The sequence below is a fragment of the Flammeovirga kamogawensis genome, assembly GCF_018736065.1.
Lineage (GTDB): Bacteria > Bacteroidota > Bacteroidia > Cytophagales > Flammeovirgaceae > Flammeovirga > Flammeovirga kamogawensis.
Map to the genome: position 1 here is coordinate 578,432 of NZ_CP076128.1, position 20,966 is coordinate 599,397.

Here is a 20,966-nt window from a genome sequence, read left to right on the forward strand (position 1 = left end):
TATGTTCATTTTTTTTACTGAGACGATTTGTTTAGCCAAACATTAAAAAGTTTTTGTTGCTGTTCAGAACAATCATCTTCTTTTTCAAAAACGTTTTCTTCAATCAGTTCGTTAACTTGAGTTTTTGATTTCAATTTAATGATTTTACCTTTTCGTTCAATCAAAATTTTCACTTTTGGAAAGCTTTCAGGATGATTGACAAAGTCATTAATTATTGTTCCAATATTATCTGCTGAGACCTCAATTTTATTAAATTCTAATAATACATCACCTTTTTGATAACCGATTTTTTTTCCAAATTCATCTAATTCAGTTATATCGTCAATTATAATTTGGTCTTTATCATTCATTGATAATCCAACATTACCGAAAGTAGTTGTTTTACTAATTTTTTCCTCTTGATATAGTATTCCAACTTTATGAAACATTTGAGTTAAAGGAAGAGGGGTAGAGGTGGTAACATATTTAATAAGATATTCTTTAGCCTCTGGAATATTAGAAATATCATCAATTATATCAAAAAGTTGATCATCTTGGAAAGACACATTAGCACCATACCTTTCACTTAAATCTAACATTAAATCTCTTAAACCATATTTTCCATTACTATTTTCTAAAAGAACAAGGTCTAAACCAAAAGCAATTAATGCACCTTTTTGATAAACATTACTATACTCCACACTATATTTTTCTAAACATTCTTTGCTTAGTTCAGTGAAAGGTAAATTTCGGTCGTATAATGTTGTTGATGTAATGATTTTTTGATGAAGAGCTTCTAAATAAGCATTTTCTGAAATAACATGCTCTTGCACTAAAGCCAATCCAGCAAAATATTCTGTAACACCTTCATATAACCAGAGGTGTTGAGACATTTTAGGTTGCATAAAATCAAACTCAGCAATTTCATCAGAATGAATACTAAGAGGTGTGATTATATGAAAGAACTCATGTGATGCAATTTCTTGAATTATAGGTAAAATTGACTTTGCGTTCATTTCTGGAAGGAAATAGAAAGACGAATTCCAATGTTCTAATGCACCGTTTGCACCAGAATTACTTGGCTTGTCAGATAGATAAATTAGAAATGTATATCGATCTGTAGGCAGTTTCCCTTTTAAGAATTTTTCTTGTGCTTTTAAGACTTCCTTTAAACTTTTTGCTGTTGTTTTCGCATCCAGTTTTTTATTTGGAGAATATAAACCAATAAAAACATTGGTAGAGCCAATTTGTACCGAAGCTGTATCTGCTTCAGAATACATAATAGGGTTGTCTACTAACCTATGGTAATTATCTACTGCATATGTATCTGTTAAAGAACTAGTTTTGATCGGCTTTAAAGATGTTGCTCCATACATAGTACTTGGTTTAGAAACTTTTACAGTAAAGTGAGCTTCCATTTTTCCTTCAAAATAACCAAAAAAGCCATGATTATTTAGAATGAAAACTTTATCTTTTTGAATGTTAGTTCCTGCAGGCTCAAATACTCTTGTAGGTAACATAGAGTCCCAAGTGTCAGAAACCCAATAGGTTATTTTTGTAGCTTTTAATGTCTGATTATTAATTGACCACCTATTTACATCAAGTCTTTCAGTTGGAATGCTATTATTATTAGCATCATAAACTTTTAATTTGGTAATGAACCTACCGAAATCATATACTTTGTATGTACCAGGAATAATAGAGGGGAATTGATAAATAAGAGTTGTTTCATCAGTGGCAGGGAACTGTAAAGTCACTTTTATTTTATCGTTATCAACTTTATTTAGGTTTATGTTATAATTGTACTCAAAACCTTTGTCTTGAGCTGTAGCATTAAACCAAACAAAAACTAGAAAATAAAGTATCAACAACTGTCTCATCCCTTCCTCACAGATTAAAAAATAAAAAGTTAACAAAAATACAAAATTGCAACGAAAATCATAGTCAAATGAAGAAGTTAACATACGTTGTTCTCATTATTTTCAATTGAATAACATTCTATGTACTTTTGCATTTCTTGTGTTAAAATGCAAGTCATTAATTTTCAGTTAGTAATGAGAAAAGTAGCTTTCTATACGCTTGGTTGCAAGCTTAATTTTTCAGAAACATCTACAATTGGTAGACAGTTTTTAGAAAAAGGATATCAAAAAGTAGAGTTTTCGGAAACACCCGATATATATATAATCAACACTTGTTCAGTAACAGATAATGCTGATAAGAAGTGTCAGAAGATTGTTCGTGAAGCAAAAAAGATTTCACCAAACTCGTATGTAGCAATAATTGGTTGTTATGCTCAGTTAAAACCAAAAGAAATTTCTGAATTAGAAGGCGTTGATGCTGTTTTAGGTGCTGCTGAAAAATTTAGACTTTTGGACTTATTGGATGGTTTTGTAAAAGAAGATGCTCCAAAAGTATTAGCAACTGAAATTAAGGAAACAAAAGAATTTGTATCCGGTTATTCTATGAACGACCGTACAAGAACTTTCTTAAAAGTACAAGATGGTTGTAATTATAAATGCTCGTTCTGTACTATACCTCTAGCTAGAGGTAAGAGTAGAAGTGCTTCTATTGCAAATGTAATTGAAAACGCTAAAGAAGTGGCTGCTCAAGATACAAAAGAGGTAGTACTTACTGGTGTAAATATAGGTGATTTTGGTATTGTTGATGGACGTAGACAAGAACGTTTAATTGATTTACTTAAAGAACTTGATAATGTTGATGGAATTGAGCGTTTTAGAATATCTTCAATCGAACCAAATTTATTAGATGAAGAGATTATAGCATTCTGTTCTACATCGAATAAATTTGTTCCACATTTCCATATCCCGTTGCAATCAGGTTCTGATAAAATGTTAGAATTAATGCGAAGACGTTATAGAACAGATTTATATAAGTCTCGTATTACAGATATAAAATCTCAAATGCCAGATGCTTGTATTGGTGTTGATGTTATAATAGGTTTTCCAGGCGAGACAGAAGAAGATTTCTTAGATACATATAATTTCTTAAATGAATTAGATGTAGCCTATCTACATGTATTTACATATTCTGAACGACCTAATACTGATGCTGTTCATATGGATGGTGTTGTACCAAAACAAGAAAGAGCTAAACGTTCTAAAATGCTTAGAATTCTTTCTGATAAGAAAAAGAGAGCTTTTTATGAGTCTCAACTAGGTACAACAAGAACAGTTTTATTTGAACATGATATTGAGGAAGGTAAGATGTTTGGTTTCACAGAAAACTACGTTAGAGTAGAAGCCAAGTATGATCCTGCTCTTGTAAATGAATTAAAAACTGTTGAATTAACTTCTATAAATGAGCAATGCATTGTAGAAATTAAAGAACCTGAAGTGATTTACGAAAAACACTAAAACAAAAAAAGAGACATATTCGATATATGTCTCTTTTTTTATTAGTATATATTAACATCTTATTTTGTCATTTGCCTACTTTCTTTTGTTCTTTATTTTAAAGTAACTATTTAAAATTCAAGAACATAATGAAAAACCTTTTAAACCTAGCCTATCTATTAATTCTAGCTCTATTCTTTTCTTGTTCAACCGATGAAGTGAAAATTGTTGATGAACTCCCTGAGCAAGATTATGAATCTCTAATTCAAGTTGATGACATTGATTATGCATTGACCTCTATAAATACAGTAAACCTTACAGTTACAGGAACATTTAGTCAGAATAAACCTAATGACATTGTTAGATATGCAATTTTGTTAAACGAAAAGAGCAATATAGATGTAAATGCTGATGATAATCAGAGCCTAACAATAAATGAAAATGGATTGGATTACACAGCTACAGTTAATCATCTAGATAAGTCAAAAACATATTATTTGAGGACGTACGTACTGACGTTAAGTGGTACTGATTATTATGGAGAAGAAGAAGTAATAAGTTTTCCATCTACAATTGAAGAAGATCAAAGGTCTGTTACATTTTCTAATGTAGCAATTGGGGAAGATGGCAATGGAATCAAGTGGACAGATTACGTAAGGATTGCTATTAGTGCATCTACAGAATTTATTGGAGAAAGACCGGCTGAAGTAGGAGTTGAATATTCAATCAATAAAGATTTTTCATCTTCTATGAAAACAATTAATACTGATGCTCTTGGTGCAAGCCTATTTATGTTTATTATTCAATTATCTCCTGGTACTAAATATTATGCTAGAATATATGCAGAATATGCTGATGGAGAAGTTATTAACTCAGAGGTAATTGAAGAGACAACAACTGTACCACCTCGTGTAGGGTTATTCTATCCATTAACAGTGAGTGAGTTTGGAGGGCTTGGAGGTTATACATCTTCTAGTTTTGTTATTTACAAAATAGATGAGTTGAATAAAAAAATATATTTAATTCTTAAAGGGAACACAGGTTCTACACAAGATTGGGTAGCAGGTGATTTGCAAATAGGTATTTTTGGTAAATCCTATGAGGCAAGAAGGCCAACTGTTGCAGAATTACAATACGTTCATCAATTATGGTCAACTGATATTTATTTTGCAAGTGCTTTTTCGACATTCTCTGATGAGTATTATAGAACTTCAGATGTGGATCCGAATAATTCTGCAAATATTAAAGAGTATAATCCAATAACAGGTACAGAGAGATTTGCACCAAAGGTACCAAGTTCAGCGAAATTACATCTTGAAAGGTATGTAAAAGTAATAAGCTACTAGATAGCTTAGAGAGTCAGTTCTAAACTGACTCTCTTTTTTTTGTTATAAATGTTAATAGATTTGTGTTTTGTTTTTATGTAGTTTACATTTCTTTAAATGAAACAATTAATCAAAAATATCTTTTTATCTCTAGTATTGATAGTAGGTACAATTGGTATCGTGGCAAATGCTCACGTTTGCCAAGGAATGCTGAAAGCTATCAATTTAGAACCCTCACATGAGTGTTGTGAGATGTCTATGGATATGAAAGAAAAAACTGATTGTTGTGATAACCAAGCAAAACAAGTAAAGATAGATAGTCATTACGATCAAGTAATTGATGTTATAGAAGTACCTTCATATACCTATCAAGAAGCAATTTCGAACTTATGGACTTCGGTTTATTCATTTATTCTTCCAGAAAACTCATTAAAATTGCAAACTCCAACGCAATTTGTTTTTTGTGAAGTGAAATCTCCCCCTATATATTTATCTATTGCCATAAATGTGGCACATAAAGTATTTATAGTATAATTGGATTTAAAATTTACACTCTTTTGTGTAATACTTTTGTTATTAATTCAATTTAATAGTCGAACTTAATAAGACTATCAATTACTATATATATTATAATCATGATCAATAAAATTGTTCGTTTCTTTCTGTATAACAGAGTAGTAACGATTGCACTTTTACTTTTGGTTATTTTTTGGGGGCTAATGCATAGTCCTTTTAAATCAAAAATAAATAGCTACATACCATATAATCCAGTTGCTGTAGATGCAATTCCAGATATAGGTGATAATCAACAAATTGTTTTTACAAATTGGCCAGGAAGATCACCTCAAGATATTGAAGATCAAATAACTTACCCATTAACTACAAGTTTATTGGGTATCCCAGATGTGAAAAGCATTCGTAGTAACTCTATGTTTGGCTTTTCTACCATCAATATCATTTTTAAAGATAATTCTGATTTTTATTTCGGTAGAACTCGAATTTTAGAAAAGATAAATAGTTTATCTACAGGTACTTTACCAGAAGGTGTTCAGCCTATTTTAGGGCCCGATGCAACTGCAGTTGGGCAAGTATATTGGTATACTTTAGAAGGTAGAGATAAAGATGGTAACCCAACAGGAGGATGGGATTTAGAAGAATTAAGAACAGCACAAGATTTTTTAGTGAAATATGCTTTAATGTCTGCAGATGGTGTTTCTGAAGTTGCTTCAGTTGGTGGTTATGTAAAGGAGTATCAAATTGATGTAGACCCAAATGCATTAAAGGCTTATAATGTTTCTTTACAGCAAGTAATGAATTCCGTACGCAATAGTAATCTTGATGTTGGGGCAAGAACTATTGAAGTAAACAATGCAGAGTATTTTGTTAGAGGTGTTGGATATATAAAACAATTATCTGATTTAGAAGATGCTGTTGTAAAAGTAACGGATAATGTTCCTGTCCGAATTAAAGATGTAGCTAAAGTTGTAGAAGGTCCTGCAGTAAGAAGAGGTATTCTAGATAAAGAAGGTGCAGAAGCTGTAGGTGGAGTGGTTACCGCTAGATTTGGAGCAAACCCAATGTTGGTAATAGATAATGTTAAGAAGAAAATTGATGAAATTTCTAAAGGTTTACCTCAAAAAGTTCTAGAAGATGGAACAGTTACAAAAATGACTGTTATTCCTTTCTATGATCGTTCTACTTTAATTAAAGAGACATTAGGAACTTTAAATGAAGCATTACTCCAAGAGATATTAATTACTGTAATTGTAGTCTTAATTATGGTCTGGAACCTAAGGGTTTCTATGCTAATATCAAGTCTATTGCCAATTGCTGTTTTAATGGTTTTTATAGTGATGAAGTACCTTGGCGTAGTTGCAAATATTGTTTCATTAAGTGGTATTGCAATCGCTATAGGAACAATGGTAGATATAGGGATTGTAATGTCTGAAAACTTAATCAAACATCTTGATAAAAGGAGAGGACGAGAGCTTATAAAAGTTATTTATGATGCGACAGAAGAGGTTTCAGGGGCGATTGTGACTGCAGTAGCAACTACTGTTGTTAGCTTTATCCCAGTATTTACACTTCAAGCTTCAGAAGGAAAACTATTTTCTCCTTTAGCGTATACTAAGACTTTTGCTTTGATAGCATCTGTAATAGTTGCACTTATATTTTTACCTACTTTTGCCTTTTACTTCTTTAAGGAGCAGCGTAAAACAGCTTTTAAAAGTAAGCAACTATTAAATATAGTATTTGTGCTTTTAGGAATAGTTGTTTGTTTTATATCAAAAATTTGGTTAGGCATTGCTATAATAATATTGAGTATTTACAATTTGTTAGAAGATAAACTTACTCTTTTTCTAAAATCACCTTCAAACTTTTCTAAAGGAAGAAGCCTCTTTGTAGCATCAATAATAACTTACGCCTTAGCAATGGAATGGCTTCCATTAGGACCAGATGAAAGTGACTTTAAGAACTTTATTTTTGTTGCAGGACTTATTGGTTTTATCCTTGGAGGATTTCAATTATTTATATTGATTTACCCTAAAGTACTTACAAAATGTTTAGACAATAAAGTGACATTTTTATCTTTTGTGTTTTTTATTGTTTTTGCTGGAATTTCTTCTTGGTTAGGTTTTTCAAAATTGATAAGCCCTATAACTTCTATTTCAAATAAACTAGGGGTTGATATTACCAATAATAAGGCGTTTAAAAATATGCACAATACATTTCCTGGAATTGGTTCAGAATTTATGCCATCCTTATCCGAGGGCAGTTTCTTACTTATGCCTTCAGCAATGCCAAATGCTGGGATATCTGAAGTGAAAAGGAATTTGCAATTGATGGATATGGCGGTTAAGAATATTCCAGAAATAGCATCTGTAGTAGGGAAAGCTGGTAGAGCACTTTCGCCATTAGACCCAGCCCCAATATCTATGTATGAGAATATCATTAATTACAAATCAGAATATAAAACTGATGAAAATGGTGAACGCCTTAGATTTAAAATTGATGAAGGAGGTAATTTTATAAGAAATAATGAAGGAGAATTAATTTTAGATGCAGATGGTAAATATTTTAGGCAATGGAGAGAGAATATTAAATCTACTGATGATATTTGGAAGGAAATAATTAAAGTTACGAAACTACCAGGATTAACTTCTGCTCCAAAATTACAACCCATACAAACTCGATTGATAATGACTCAAACAGGTATGCGTGCACCTATGGGTATTAAGGTGTTTGGTCCTGACCTTTTAACAATCGAGAATTTTGGAATCCAATTAGAAAAACTTCTAAAGCAAGTTCCATCGGTGAAAAAAGAAGCTGTTTTTGCCGATAGAATAGTTGGTAAACCTTATTTAGAAATAGAGCTTGATAGAAAAAAAATAGGGCGTTATGGCATGAGTGTAAAAGATATGCAAATGCTTTTAGAAATGGTGATTGGAGGGATGCCGTTAACCTACACTGTAGAAGGGAGAGAGCGTTATCCGGTTAGGATGCGTTATGCTAGAGAATACCGGGACAACCCAGAGGTGTTAAAGAAGTTTATGGTAAATGTACCCTTGGGAATTCAAGTTCCTTTAGAAGAATTAGCATCAATTAATTATGTAGCAGGACCTCAGTCTATAAAAAGTGAAGATACTTTTTTAACAGGTTATGTACTCTTAGATAAATTACCTCAATATTCTGAAGTTCAGGTAGTAGAAGAAGCGTCTAAATTTATTCAATCAAAAATTGATACAAACGAATTAATTGTGCCTAATGGTGTCAGTTTTAAATTTTCTGGAAATTATGAAAACCAAGCAAGAGCTTCTAAGCGCTTATCTATAGTTATGCCAATTTGCCTCCTTCTTATTTTCTTCATTTTATATCTTCAATTTAAGTCAGTTAAAACCACTTTTATGGTCTTTTCTGGAATTGCAGTTGCTTTTAGTGGTGGCTTTTTAATGCTTTGGCTTTATAGTCAATCGGGTTTTTTAGATTTCTCAATTTTTGGAGAAAATATGAGAGATCTGTTTAATGTTCACCCAGTCAATTTAAGTGTTGCTGTTTGGGTTGGTTTTATTGCATTATTTGGTATTGCCACCGACGATGGTGTTTTAGTTGCAACTTATTTAGATCAATCTTTTTCAAAAAATACCCCTACAACAATTAAAGGAATTAGGGCTGCAGTATTGGAAGGAGGAAAACGAAGAATTCGACCAAGTTTAATGACAACGGCCACAACTTTATTGGCTTTTATACCTATTCTTACTTCAAATGGACGTGGTGCAGATATAATGAAACCAATGGCGATTCCTGGTTTTGGCGGTATGACAGTTGCTCTACTAACACTATTTGTTGTACCAACTTTATATAGTGCTGTGAAGGAGTCTCAGTTAAAATCATAATCTAAATTGATGTATAATGAAAAAGTTAAATATAATATCAATTGCAGTATTCATGATTTCGATTGTGACTACACAAGCACAAAATTCTTCTTTAGATCGCTACATTTCAATCGCTTTAGATAATCATTTTGGTGTTCAAGCAGCAACTCAAAATATACAAGTACAAGCAGCAGGAAAGAAAGAAATACAAGGAGAAGGTATTTCTAGTTTTGATGTGATGTATGGGTATGGTGCATTGCCTATTGAAACTAAAAATGGTCCTATTAATCACAAAGTATCTGCAGGAGTAATGTTTCCATGGTTTGGAACAAGGAACCAAAAATACGAGGTAGTCAATCAAAAAGTTGCAATTGCTGAAGCAAATAAAGAGGATACTGAAAATGTAGTTAAATATAAAGTACGTGCTCTTTACTTTCAACTTCTTCAGAATTCAAAAGATTTAAAATCTGCTGCAGAAAATGTGGCAATCTTAAAGTCATTTGAGTCTGTTGCGTATACTCAATATGAGAACTCAAAAGGTTCTATGGTCGATATTTTAAGAGTACAGATGGAAATTGAAGAAGCAAAAAATAAAGTAAAAACTTTGCAGCAAGACAGCGTTCTTTTACAACAAAACTTTTCTTTATTACTCAATAAAGAAATTGAAAAAATTGTATTGATAGACAGTGTTAGTTTCTTTAAAAATAATGATACAGTTGATGAAAATCCAATATTGAAGTCTTTAAATGCTACACAAAATATGTATGCGGAAAAAATAAAAGTTGTTCAAAAATCATCAGCTCCTCAAATTAAATTATCTATTGATTATAGTATTTTAGGTTCTGCACAAGGTGTTTCGTCAGAAAATAGTGGAAAGAATGGAATCATGCCAATGATTGGTCTGTCTATTCCTCTTTTTAATGCTAAAAAATATTCTGGACAAAAAGAACAACTTCAGTTAAGTAATCAAGAAGTAGCATTAAGAAAAGAAGATACTAAAAAACGATTACAAATTGAATATCTAACAGCAAAGAATCAGTATAATGACGCTAAAAGAGAATTTGACCTTATAGGAAAACAATTGATTCAAATCGATCAGGCAATACAAATTCAACAAGAAGCATATGCTGTTTCAAATAGCCAAGGTAGTGCTTTTGTAGAGCTACTAAGGTTACAATTGCAAAAATTAGATTTTCAGTTTAGAGAACATAAAAGCAAAGCAACAGAACTTGAGGCTTTGGCAAAAATAAATTACATCACAGGGTTATAAAATTAAATAATCATGGAAAAATATATAAAATCGTACGGAACATTAGTTATCGTATTTGTTATTGGCATTTTTATGGGATGGTTGTTTTTTGGAGGGGAAAGTACTTCAGATGAAAAAAAAACAGTTCATCATGAACATACAGAGGATACTTTTTATACATGTTCAATGCATCCTCAGATTCACCAAAAAGATCCAGGGGACTGTCCTCTATGTGGCATGAAATTAATTCCTGAATCAAGTGGTGCTAGCCTTGATGTGAATCATATTACTTTATCGAAATCTGCTACGGCTCTGGCAAATATTCAAACTACTAGTGTTGAGAAAACTTCACCTAAAAAAGTGTTGCAGATGCAAGGTAAAATAGCTGTAGATGAACGTAGAACGTATGCTCAAGCATCACATATTGCTGGTAGAATTGAAAAAAGTTATGTCAACTATATAGGAGAGAAAGTAAGGAAAGGTCAAAAATTAGCTACTTTATATTCTCCTCAATTGGTTACTGCACAAAGAGAGTATTTTGAAGCTAAAAAAGTAAAAGATTCTAATCCTCAATTACTTCGTTCTGCAATAGAAAAACTAAGACTTTGGAAGTTATCTGAAAAGCAGATTCAAGAAATTGACAAATCGGGGAAAGTAAAAACAGTTTTTGATATTAGGGCAGACATTAGTGGTGTAATTACACAGTTGAATGTGTTAGAAGGAGACCATGTAATGCAAGGGAAAATTCTTTATGAAGTAGCAGATTTATCTAGACTATGGGTCAAATTTGATGCGTATGAAAGTGACCTGGCTTGGGTTAAAGTTGGAGATAAGATTTCATTTACCGTTACATCTTATCCTGGTGAAACATTCACGACAAAAGTATCATTTATAGATCCGTTTATTAACCCTAAAACAAGAGTAGCTTCTGTTAGAGGAAATGTAGTAAATAGAGGACAGAAACTAAAGCCTGAAATGTTTGTGAATGGTAAGATACAAGCAGAACTACCTGTAAATAATGAAGTAATTGTTGTTCCTAAATCATCTGTAATGTGGACTGGTCCGCGTTCTGTAGTATATGTAAAAGTGCCTCATCAAGATACTCCAACGTTTGAAATGAAAGAAGTTGTTTTAGGAGCAGAATTGGCAAATTCTTATATAATTAAAGAAGGATTGACAGATGGAGATAGGGTGGTTACTCAAGGTACATATACTGTAGATGCTGCTGCTCAATTGAAAGGTAAACCAAGTATGATAAGCCAGAAAATGGGAAATGAATCAGAAACAACTTCTACTTTTGAAGTTAGTGATCAATTTGCTTCAAATTTTAAGAAAGTATATCAAAATTATCTACTTGTGAAAGATGCGTTTGTAGCAAGTGATGATAAGCGGGCTGAAGAATTTACAATCACTTTACAAAAAAGTTTAAATGCAATTTCTATGCATATGCTTCAAGGTGATGCACATATGTTTTGGATGAAGACATCTCCAAAATTAAAAAAGAATTTAGATGAAATGGTAAAAGCCGATAACATTGATACTCGAAGAAGGTTTTTTGTGCAAGTTTCAAAAGAATTATCAGATATGATCCAACGTCTTGATCTTTCAAAAAATGAGAAAGTTTATCTTATGTATTGTCCAATGGCTAATGATGACTTAGGAGCGTCTTGGTTATCAGATACAAAAGAGGTTTTAAACCCTTATTATGGTGATATGATGTTGAAGTGCGGAGAAATTAAAAAAGAAATATAATATACAAGCATGCCCTAGTTAAAGAACTAACTAGGGCATATTTGTGTAATTTTATTAATTATAAAACATTGATAATCAATATTTATAGGTTTTCATGTGTAATAATGACGTATTAAAAAAGTAATATTGAATGAAGTTAAGTAGCTAGAAAATGTAATGATTATTTTAATGTTGAGTAAATACTTAAACTTTACTTAATATGAACTACAATTTTTCTCTACTGTGTACTATCATTTTAATTTTCACCAATTGCATTTTCATAGAAGGAGCAACATTTAGGCTTAATTCTGGAGTTATTTTAACTGCTGATAATTGGACTCATGCAGATACTTGGTTAAATGAATCAAATCAGAATGTGAATGCGTATCCAGGTGATTATGACATTATTCAATTTGGTGCTGATCTAGAAGTAAATTCGATTATTATAGATTTCGATTTTAGCGAAATATCAACTTCATTGTATTTTCAACCTATATCAGAAGGAGATTATTCAGGTGATATTACTAGTGTTTTGACTATAAAAAATAATGCGAATGTTGTAATTAGTAACTTAATAGATAATGGAGCTTTGTTTACTCTTACAGTAGAAGAAAATTCATCTCTAACAATTACAGAAGAGCTTTTTATGGATAGAGCTTTTGTGAAATTTGATATTTATGGAAGTTTTTCTGTTTTAAATAAAGTGAATTTTACGAAAGAACAGTATTTAAATATTTATTCTGATGCGGTAGTAAAATTTGAAGGTGATTTTAATACTACTGGAGTCATGTTAGTTGTTCAAGAAGATGCAATACTTGAAGTAGAAGGACAATATTCTATAGGAGGAGAGAGTAATTATGCATCATGGGATATAGATGGTTTTTTAATTATTCACAATGGTATAGATCTAATTTGCCATGTAAATTTAGTATATGATATTAATGTTGCAACTGGTGGTGTATATATAGATTATGATGAGGGAACAACAGATATTTGTAATGCAAATTCTGATAATCCAGGTTGGGCAGGAATTGATGGAGCTAACTGTAAAAGTGCATTATTTTGTTCTGCTGTAAATAATGAAGATTACGAAAAAGTAACAATCCCAGATCTACCTGTTAACTTAATATCATTTATCCTTATCGAAGAAAAAGAGAGTGTTAGATTGGAATGGGTAACAGCTTCTGAACAAAATAGTGAACGATTTGATATAGAAGTTTCTTCAAATAAAAAAGATTGGACAGTAATAGGTTCTGTATCTGCTCAAGGAAATAGTAATGCTACAGTAGAATATGAATTTGTAGACATAAACAAACCTAGTTACTATTACAGATTAGCTCAATATGATTTAGATGGTAAAGTTGAGTATTTTGGGGTACTCACCTATAATAAAAAAACGGCATTTAAAAGTAATGTATACCCAACTTTTGTAGGTAGAGGAGAGTATTTATATATTAATTTTGAAGGTGTTGCATCTAGTGCAAAATCTAGTATTTCAATTGTTAATATGAAAGGAGAAATAGTAGAGGAAAATCAATTTCTTGATTTATCATTAAGTAACTCTTTGCAATCTTATCATATCAAAAATGATTTAAGCACAGGTTTATACTTTATCACCGTTAAATGTGGCAAGGATGTAAAAACAATGCGTTTTATAATAAAATAGTAAGTTGGTCTCATTTCAATATATTCAATAAAAATATACATTTCACCAATAATAGTATACATTAAAAATCAACTATAATGTTGTTATTTGTATCAACAAACAATTCAATAGGATTATGAAAGAATTAGTTTTAGATACAACGTTAGGTTGCAAAGCTTGCGAAGCTAAAGTACAGCCTTTATTGGACGCAGATCCAAGAGTTATAGATTGGGAAGTTAAAGATAGGCACATTCTGAGGGTAGTAACAGAGGGTGCTTGTCAAAAATGTATAAATAAAATAATTAGTGAAAAAGGGTATGCTGTGAAAGAACAGCTTTCTGCAAAGGAAGTTGACCCGAAAGACTATGCTGATAAAATTACACATGAGATTCCTAAAATAGAATACGAAATTCCAGAAGTAACAGCTGATAATGCAGGGAAATACTATTGTCCAATGCAATGTGAAGGTGAATTGTTACATGATGAAATGGGGGATTGTTCTATTTGTGGTATGCCTTTAGAAAAAATTCCAGAAGCAAAAACACCAGTTAAGTATGCATGCCCAATGCATCCTGATATTGAATATGATGCACCAGGAGATTGTCCAATCTGTGGAATGCCTTTAGAGCCGATACTTACTGAACAAGATAAAGAAGAAGAAAATGAGGCTTTAACAGACATGACGAAACGTTTTAGGTTGAGTTTGTTTTTCACGCTTCCAGTTGCATTTATAGCAATGGCAGGGCATATATTCCCTCCATTGCATCATGAAATGCTAGGATTGATGTCACAAACATCTTGGAATGCAATAGAATTTGTTCTAACAATTCCTATGGTGTTTTATACTGGATGGATTTTTATGAAAAGAGCTTGGTCATCAATTGTATCAAGAAATTTTAATATGTGGACATTGATTGGAATAGGTACCACAGTGGCTTTCATCTTTAGCACTTTTGCTTTATTCTTTCCTGGTACATTTCCAAATCAATTTAAGCAAAACGGAGCAGTAGATGTCTATTTTGAGGCAACTTGTGTAATCCTATTGTTGGTAATGGTGGGTCAGATAATGGAATTAAGAGCACATTCACAAACAAACTCCGCACTTAAATCTTTGCTTAATTGGACACCACCAACAGCCACAATTGTAAAAGATGGAAAAGAACTTCTAGTGGCTGCTGAACATATAAAAGTAGATGATATAATTAGAATTAAACCCGGAGAAAAAGTTGTAGTTGATGGTGTATTAATAGATGGACATGGTACTATTGATACTGCGATGATAACAGGTGAGCCGGTTCCATCAGAAGTAAAAACGGGAGATAAAGTAACTAGCGGTACAATTAATACCAATGGTAGTTTTATGATGCTAGCAACCAAAGTAGGAAAAGAGACCTTATTGTCGAAAATTATTGAAATGGTGAATGATGCTAGTCGATCAAGAGCTCCAATACAAAAGTTAGCAGATCAAATAGCTAAATATTTTGTACCTATTGTGGTCAGTGTATCTATTATTACATTTTTATTGTGGTTGTTTTTATATAATGGAGAGGATGCCGCAACTTATGCTCTAGTCAATGCTGTTGCAGTACTTCTAATAGCTTGTCCATGTGCTTTAGGTTTAGCAACTCCAATGTCTATTATGGTAGGCACAGGAAAAGGTGCTCAGAATGGAATATTAATCAAAAATGCAGAAGCTCTTCAAGGTTTAGGAGATGTAAATGTATTAATGATTGATAAAACAGGGACTATCACAGAAGGGAAACCAACAGTATTTCAAGTCATATCAGCAGATAATTATTCTGTAAATGACATCTTGAATTTAGCGGCATCGTTAGATAAAAGTAGTGACCATCCGATTGCAAAGGCAATAGTATTAGAGGCTAAAAATAAAGGTATAAGCTTAATAGATTCTTCTAATTTCTCTTATGAAATAGGTAAGGGTTCTAAAGGTGAAATTAATGAAGCAAAGATTAAAGTTGGTAACTTAAAAATATTAGAGGGTGATACTGATGAGTCATTGATTTTGAAGAAAGTTCAAAAAGAATTTAAGCAAAATATAACTACAGTATATGTTAGTGAAAACAATAAAATTATAGGTGCGATTGGTTTAACTGATCAAATAAAAAAAGAAAGTAAAGAAGCTATAAAATCACTTCAAGAAAAAAATATTGAGGTGATAATGCTAACTGGTGATAACCAAGAAACTGCAGCTTATGTAGCAAAACAAGTGGGTATCACTACTTTTAAAGCCGAATGTTTACCTGAAGACAAATTAAAATTTGTTGAAAAATATCAATCAAAAGGCTTAAAAGTGGCCATGGCTGGAGATGGTATTAATGATGCACCTGCGTTAACAAAAGCTGATATTGGTATTGCTATGGGTAATGGAACAGATATAGCAATTGAAAGTGCAGAAATTACTTTATTAAAAGGTGATTTATCGAATTTATTAAAGGCTTTTAAACTAAGTTCTAAAGTAATGAAGAACATTAAAGAAAACTTAGTTTTTGCATTTTTCTATAATGTGTTAGGAGTTCCTATTGCAGCAGGTGTTTTATTTCCATTTTTCGGTATTTTATTATCACCAATGTTAGCCACATTAGCAATGAGTTTTAGTTCTGTATCTGTTATTACAAATGCAATGAGATTAAAGAGGATTGTCTTGTGATCAATGTTGAGTGTATATAAAATTAAACTCTCTAATAATCAAATGGTTATTAGAGAGTTTTTTTATTGTTAAAAGTTGATAATCTTTTTATATTTCAAGAATAAATAATCTAAGTGCAATAATATTACCAGCTAAATAATTAAATGAAGGCTCTAACAATCAATACAAATTCTTTTTGGAGGATACTCTTAATAGGATTGATTTTTTACTCTATAGGTTCTTTTGCTCAGACAACATATAAACCTGTTTCAAATATTATATTTGACGAACTAACTGATTGGACTGAACCTGATAATTGGGTTAGAGTTTCTGGTGATCTTCCCGATGACTACCCTCAAGGAACTGATATTATCCAATTTGGATATGAGGAAGAAAGTGCTTATAAAAGTATTTCTATAGGGTTTGATTTGACAACTATATCTTCAAATTTAAACTTTTTTAACTTGAAAGGAGGAGGAACTCCTGGTACTATAACAATTACCTCTGGAGGTAATGCTATTATTAATTCCATTGAAGATAATAATCAATATACTAAGGTTGTCGTAGAGAATGGAGCAAAATTAATAGTTTCTGAAGAACTAAGTTGGACAATGAATCCGAGTACTTTAGATATACAAGGTGAATTTATTGCAAATTCAGGAATTTCATTCCCTAGTGGTCAAATTATAAATGTATCTTCTACTGCTAATTTTACTAATAATGGAAATTTAGAAATTACTGGTAGTATATTAAATATATCTGAAGGAGGTATATTAGAAGTTACAGGTAATGTAAGTGTAGATTCAAATTATGGTGGAGCTGACTGGAATATTAATGGTTATTTTGTGATTCATAATGGTATTGTTCTAAGTTGTAACTTATATTTGGCTCCTGATGTAGGATCAAATGGCGGTATTTATATTGATTATGGCGGTGATGGTACAGCTGATCTGTGTGATGCCAATGAACAAAATTATGGTTATGTATGTAGTAGTGAAAATTTTTGTTCTAAATTGAATGATAATGATGATGATACATATTCACCAGCAGACGCCCCAGACCTCCCAGTAAATTTAATCTCTTTCACAGGAACAAAAACATTAAACGGTTTTCTACTAGAGTGGACAACTGCTTCGGAGCAAAACAGCGAAAGATTTGATATAGAAGTATCTGATGATAAAAGAAATTGGCAAGTTATTAATTCTTTAGCTGCAGCAGGAAATAGTGATGTGAAACTAGATTATGAATATTTAGATATATCACAAAGTAAATATTATAGATTGGCTCAGTACGATTTTGATGGAACAGTTGCGTATTATGGCATCTTAACTTCTTTAAATGAAGGTGAAATAAATGTTTCTGTATACCCGACCTTTGTAGAAAACGGAGAGTTAAGTAAAGTTTATTTTGAAGGGATTTCTGAAGATCAAAAAATTACTTATCAAGTATTTGATATTAAAGGAAATGAATTAAAAAGTGAGTTTCTGACCACATCTACAAGTGGTAACTTCTTGACTTCTTTTATGATGCCAAACACAGTAGATGGAGGGCTATATATAGTAAAAGTGAATGTAGGGAAATATCAAAAATCGTTTAAAGTCATTAAAAAATAAAAGTCTTTAAAATTGAAAAAGCCACTAAATACAAAAAGTATTTAGTGGCTTTTTTACGCTTAATATTTTTCTGTAAAATTACTAAAAGTACTTATAATGAGACTATTCTAATGAATAGTTTAATGATTTTAATCATGCATCCCGTAACGCAAACCGTTGCGAAATATTTTTTTTAAAATAGATTAGTAAAGTCTTTTATATACCTAAAACAATATGCTATTTTAGTATTTCGAAGATTATAGACTTCGGGAAAATTAAAAGAATTATAAAAAAATATTGTCTGAATGAAAGCGACTTTCAAAATACATTATAATACTCAATTTGGTCAACAACTTTGTATTGTTGGTTCATTACCTGCCTTAGGTAAAGGAAACGATAATGAAGCTGTTGAGATGGCTTACCTTGGAGGAGGTATATGGATTGCTGAAGTAGATTTAACAAAAACTAGAGCAAAATCATTTACTTATAATTATTTACTCAAAGATAAGTCTAACGGTATTAAGTATAAAGAGGCTGGAGCTCCGAGAGTTGTTTCTTTAGATTCTAAAAAATATAAAACACTTGCATTTCAAGATGCATGGAACCCTTTCCATGAAACTGAAAACGCATTTGATACTGCAGCTTTTGATGTTATTCTTCAGACGAACGCACCAAAAGTTAAAGCACCAAAACTATCTGCAAAGGATGGAGACTTTTCATTCAATGTAAATGTGCCTAGAATTAACCCAGACTATGTTGTTAAGGTTGTTGGTTCTGTAAAAGAATTAGGAGAGTGGGATATTAATAGTGCTCTTCCTATGGCATATGATAAAGAAAATGATATATGGAGTGTGACTACTTCAATCAAAAAAAGCCATCATAAATTAAAATATAAATATGTTTTAGTTTCTACAAAAGACAAGAGTTTAGTAGAATTAGAAGGCGGTTTTGATCATATGTATGATATTCAAGAAAATGACCCAACTTTATTGGTGAAATTTTCTGATCATAGATTTGAATATGATAAGCAAAACTGGAGAGGTATGGGTGTTGCATTACCTGTATTTTCTTTAAGATCTGAACAAGGTTTAGGCGTTGGTGAGTTTCTTGATATCAAAGGTCTAGTAGACTGGTCTAAAGAAACTGGAATGCGTCTTGTTCAAATTCTTCCAGTAAATGATACTATGGCAACATATACTTGGGTAGATTCTTATCCTTATGCGTCTGTATCTGTTTATGCATTACATCCTCTTTATATAAATCTTGAAGCGGTAGGCTCGTTAAAAGATAAGAAGAAGATGACTAAGCTTAATACACTTAAGAAGAAGTTAAATGCACTTGATACTGTGGATTATGAAGCAGTAATGAATGCAAAAATGGACTATTTAAAAGAAATTTGGTCTGAGAAAAAAGCTGCTTTCTTAAAGAGTACAAAAGTTAAAGCTTTTATTAAAGAACAGAAAGACTGGTTATTACCATATGCAGCTTTCTGTTATTTCAGAGATAAATATAAAACTCCAGATTTTACAAAATTTGAAGATTTTGCTACTTATGATGCTAAAAAAGTAAATAAATTATTTGCTGCAGCTTCTAAGGTTAAAGATGATGTAAATTTCTATGTTTTTGTTCAATACCATTTACATGCTCAATTATTAGAAGCATCTGAGTATGCTCAATCTAAAGGAGTTGTATTAAAAGGAGATATTCCAATTGGTATTTACAGATTCTCTGCAGATGCATGGACTGCTCCACATTTATATAATATGAATGGTCAAGCAGGTGCTCCTCCAGATGATTTTGCTGTTAATGGACAAAACTGGGGTTTCCCAACTTACGATTGGGATACAATGAAGAAAGATGATTATGGATGGTGGAAAAGCCGTATGACTCATCTTTCACAATACTTCCAAACGTTTAGAATTGATCATATCTTAGGATTCTTTAGAATTTGGGAGATTCCTATTGATTCTGTTCAAGGTTTGTTAGGTCAATTTAGACCTGCTTTACCATTGCATGTTTCTGAATTAGAAAATAGAGGAGTAGCGTTTGATTTTGATAGATTCTGTAAGCCATATATTAGAGATCATTTCTTAGGTCAGATGTTTGGTGATGATACAGATGCTGTTAAACACGAGTATTTTGATCAAAAATGGGATGGGGCTTACAATTTCAAAAAGAAGTTTGATTCTCAAGTAAAAATTCAAGCTCACTTCGAAAAACTTTTAGCTAAGAAAGGAGCTGATGTTGCTAGACTTGAAGCAATAAGAGAAAGCTTATATAGTCTTCATAATGAAGTACTATTAATTCCAGCTTTAGGGTATACAGATGGTTTGCATTATGCTCCAAGAGTAACAATGGACAAATCAAGAACATTTAATGAACTTGATGCTGCTGCTAAATACCATTTCTGGGATTTATATGTTGATTATTTCTTTAAACGTCAAGAAGATTTATGGTCTGCACAGGCTATGGAAAAACTTCCTGCTATTAAAGAAGCAACAAATATGCTTATCTGTGGAGAAGACTTGGGAATGGTTCCAGATTGTGTGCCAGGAATAATGACAGAATTAGAAATTCTAAGTCTAGAAATTCAAAGAATGCCAAAAGATCCAACAATTTCATTTGGTCATCCTGGTAATTATCCTTACGAGTCTGTTGCATCTCCATCTTCGCACGATATGTCAACTGTTAGAGGTTGGTGGACAGAAGACCGTGGTGAAACTCAACGTTTCTATAACGAAATTCTAGGTAATTGGGGTGAAGCTCCTCAAGATTGTGAGCCTTGGATTGCAGAACAAATTTTACAACAGCATTTGTATGCAGATTCTATGTGGACAATTTTCCCATTACAAGATTTATTAGCAATCGATGGAGAAGTTCGTAGAGAAAGTGCTGAAGATGAACGTATCAATATTCCTGCAATCAAACACCATTATTGGAGATACAGAATGCATTTATCTTGCGAAGAACTGATGAAGTTGAAAAGCTTTAATTCTAAGTTAAATGGATTAATTACTGCTTCTGGAAGAAATTCTTCTTACTAGTAGTATTGATATAAATAGAAAGTCCTTC

General features: G+C 31.8%; 11 protein-coding genes. 10 read left to right on the top strand and 1 reads right to left on the bottom strand.

Translation table 11 applies throughout. The features are described 5' to 3' along the window. Nucleotides 1-14: 14 nt before the first annotated feature. Nucleotides 15-1,859 carry a M61 family metallopeptidase gene (locus KM029_RS02335; RefSeq protein ID WP_158631136.1) on the bottom strand — a complete coding sequence of 615 codons (1,845 nt, stop codon included), beginning with the start codon at nucleotides 1,857-1,859 and terminating at the stop codon, nucleotides 15-17. A gap of 174 nt (nucleotides 1,860-2,033) precedes the next feature. Here KM029_RS02335 and mtaB point away from each other — a divergent pair, with 174 nt between their 5' ends. The 10 genes from mtaB to KM029_RS02385 all read left to right on the top strand — a co-directional run bounded on the left by mtaB (nucleotide 2,034) and on the right by KM029_RS02385 (nucleotide 20,938). Beyond that, a complete protein-coding gene (gene mtaB, locus KM029_RS02340; RefSeq protein ID WP_144075743.1) occupies nucleotides 2,034-3,353 on the top strand; it encodes a tRNA (N(6)-L-threonylcarbamoyladenosine(37)-C(2))-methylthiotransferase MtaB in 1,320 nt (439 codons plus the stop codon). Nucleotides 3,354-3,481: 128 nt separating this feature from the next. After that, nucleotides 3,482-4,678 carry a hypothetical protein gene (locus KM029_RS02345; protein ID WP_144075181.1) on the top strand — a complete coding sequence of 399 codons (1,197 nt, stop codon included), beginning with the start codon at nucleotides 3,482-3,484 and terminating at the stop codon, nucleotides 4,676-4,678. Between the two features lie 96 nt (nucleotides 4,679-4,774). Continuing rightward, complete coding sequence (locus KM029_RS02350; RefSeq protein ID WP_144075182.1) at nucleotides 4,775-5,191, top strand: HYC_CC_PP family protein; 417 nt, start codon at nucleotides 4,775-4,777, stop codon at nucleotides 5,189-5,191. Nucleotides 5,192-5,292: 101 nt separating this feature from the next. After that, nucleotides 5,293-9,051, top strand: coding sequence for an efflux RND transporter permease subunit (locus KM029_RS02355; RefSeq protein WP_144075183.1), 3,759 nt, complete (start codon nucleotides 5,293-5,295; stop codon nucleotides 9,049-9,051). A 16-nt stretch (nucleotides 9,052-9,067) separates the two neighbouring features. Continuing rightward, the gene (locus tag KM029_RS02360) at nucleotides 9,068-10,300 is read left to right on the top strand and encodes a TolC family protein (RefSeq protein WP_144075184.1); all 1,233 of its coding nucleotides are present in this window, start codon (nucleotides 9,068-9,070) and stop codon (nucleotides 10,298-10,300) included. Between the two features lie 12 nt (nucleotides 10,301-10,312). Next, nucleotides 10,313-12,031 (top strand): efflux RND transporter periplasmic adaptor subunit, encoded by a 1,719-nt coding sequence (locus KM029_RS02365; RefSeq protein WP_144075185.1) that lies wholly within the window; start codon nucleotides 10,313-10,315, stop codon nucleotides 12,029-12,031. Between the two features lie 199 nt (nucleotides 12,032-12,230). Further along, nucleotides 12,231-13,676, top strand: coding sequence for a T9SS type A sorting domain-containing protein (locus tag KM029_RS02370; RefSeq protein WP_144075186.1), 1,446 nt, complete (start codon nucleotides 12,231-12,233; stop codon nucleotides 13,674-13,676). Between the two features lie 115 nt (nucleotides 13,677-13,791). Beyond that, entirely contained in the window at nucleotides 13,792-16,323 is a 2,532-nt protein-coding gene (locus KM029_RS02375) for a copper-transporting P-type ATPase (protein ID WP_144075187.1), read from the top strand. A gap of 143 nt (nucleotides 16,324-16,466) precedes the next feature. Beyond that, nucleotides 16,467-17,915 carry a T9SS type A sorting domain-containing protein gene (locus KM029_RS02380; protein WP_144075188.1) on the top strand — a complete coding sequence of 483 codons (1,449 nt, stop codon included), beginning with the start codon at nucleotides 16,467-16,469 and terminating at the stop codon, nucleotides 17,913-17,915. Nucleotides 17,916-18,199: 284 nt separating this feature from the next. Further along, complete coding sequence (locus tag KM029_RS02385; RefSeq protein WP_144075190.1) at nucleotides 18,200-20,938, top strand: 4-alpha-glucanotransferase; 2,739 nt, start codon at nucleotides 18,200-18,202, stop codon at nucleotides 20,936-20,938. Nucleotides 20,939-20,966: the final 28 nt, after the last annotated feature.

What these genes read in the sequence shown, in the direction of transcription:
- KM029_RS02335 (WP_158631136.1), bottom strand. Translation starts at nt 1,859, where the DNA reads ATGAGACAGTTGTTGATACTTTATTTTCTAGTTTTTGTTTGGTTTAAT.
- mtaB (WP_144075743.1), top strand. Translation starts at nt 2,034, where the DNA reads ATGAGAAAAGTAGCTTTCTATACGCTTGGTTGCAAGCTTAATTTTTCA.
- KM029_RS02345 (WP_144075181.1), top strand. Translation starts at nt 3,482, where the DNA reads ATGAAAAACCTTTTAAACCTAGCCTATCTATTAATTCTAGCTCTATTC.
- KM029_RS02350 (WP_144075182.1), top strand. Translation starts at nt 4,775, where the DNA reads ATGAAACAATTAATCAAAAATATCTTTTTATCTCTAGTATTGATAGTA.
- KM029_RS02355 (WP_144075183.1), top strand. Translation starts at nt 5,293, where the DNA reads ATGATCAATAAAATTGTTCGTTTCTTTCTGTATAACAGAGTAGTAACG.
- KM029_RS02360 (WP_144075184.1), top strand. Translation starts at nt 9,068, where the DNA reads ATGAAAAAGTTAAATATAATATCAATTGCAGTATTCATGATTTCGATT.
- KM029_RS02365 (WP_144075185.1), top strand. Translation starts at nt 10,313, where the DNA reads ATGGAAAAATATATAAAATCGTACGGAACATTAGTTATCGTATTTGTT.
- KM029_RS02370 (WP_144075186.1), top strand. Translation starts at nt 12,231, where the DNA reads ATGAACTACAATTTTTCTCTACTGTGTACTATCATTTTAATTTTCACC.
- KM029_RS02375 (WP_144075187.1), top strand. Translation starts at nt 13,792, where the DNA reads ATGAAAGAATTAGTTTTAGATACAACGTTAGGTTGCAAAGCTTGCGAA.
- KM029_RS02380 (WP_144075188.1), top strand. Translation starts at nt 16,467, where the DNA reads ATGAAGGCTCTAACAATCAATACAAATTCTTTTTGGAGGATACTCTTA.
- KM029_RS02385 (WP_144075190.1), top strand. Translation starts at nt 18,200, where the DNA reads ATGAAAGCGACTTTCAAAATACATTATAATACTCAATTTGGTCAACAA.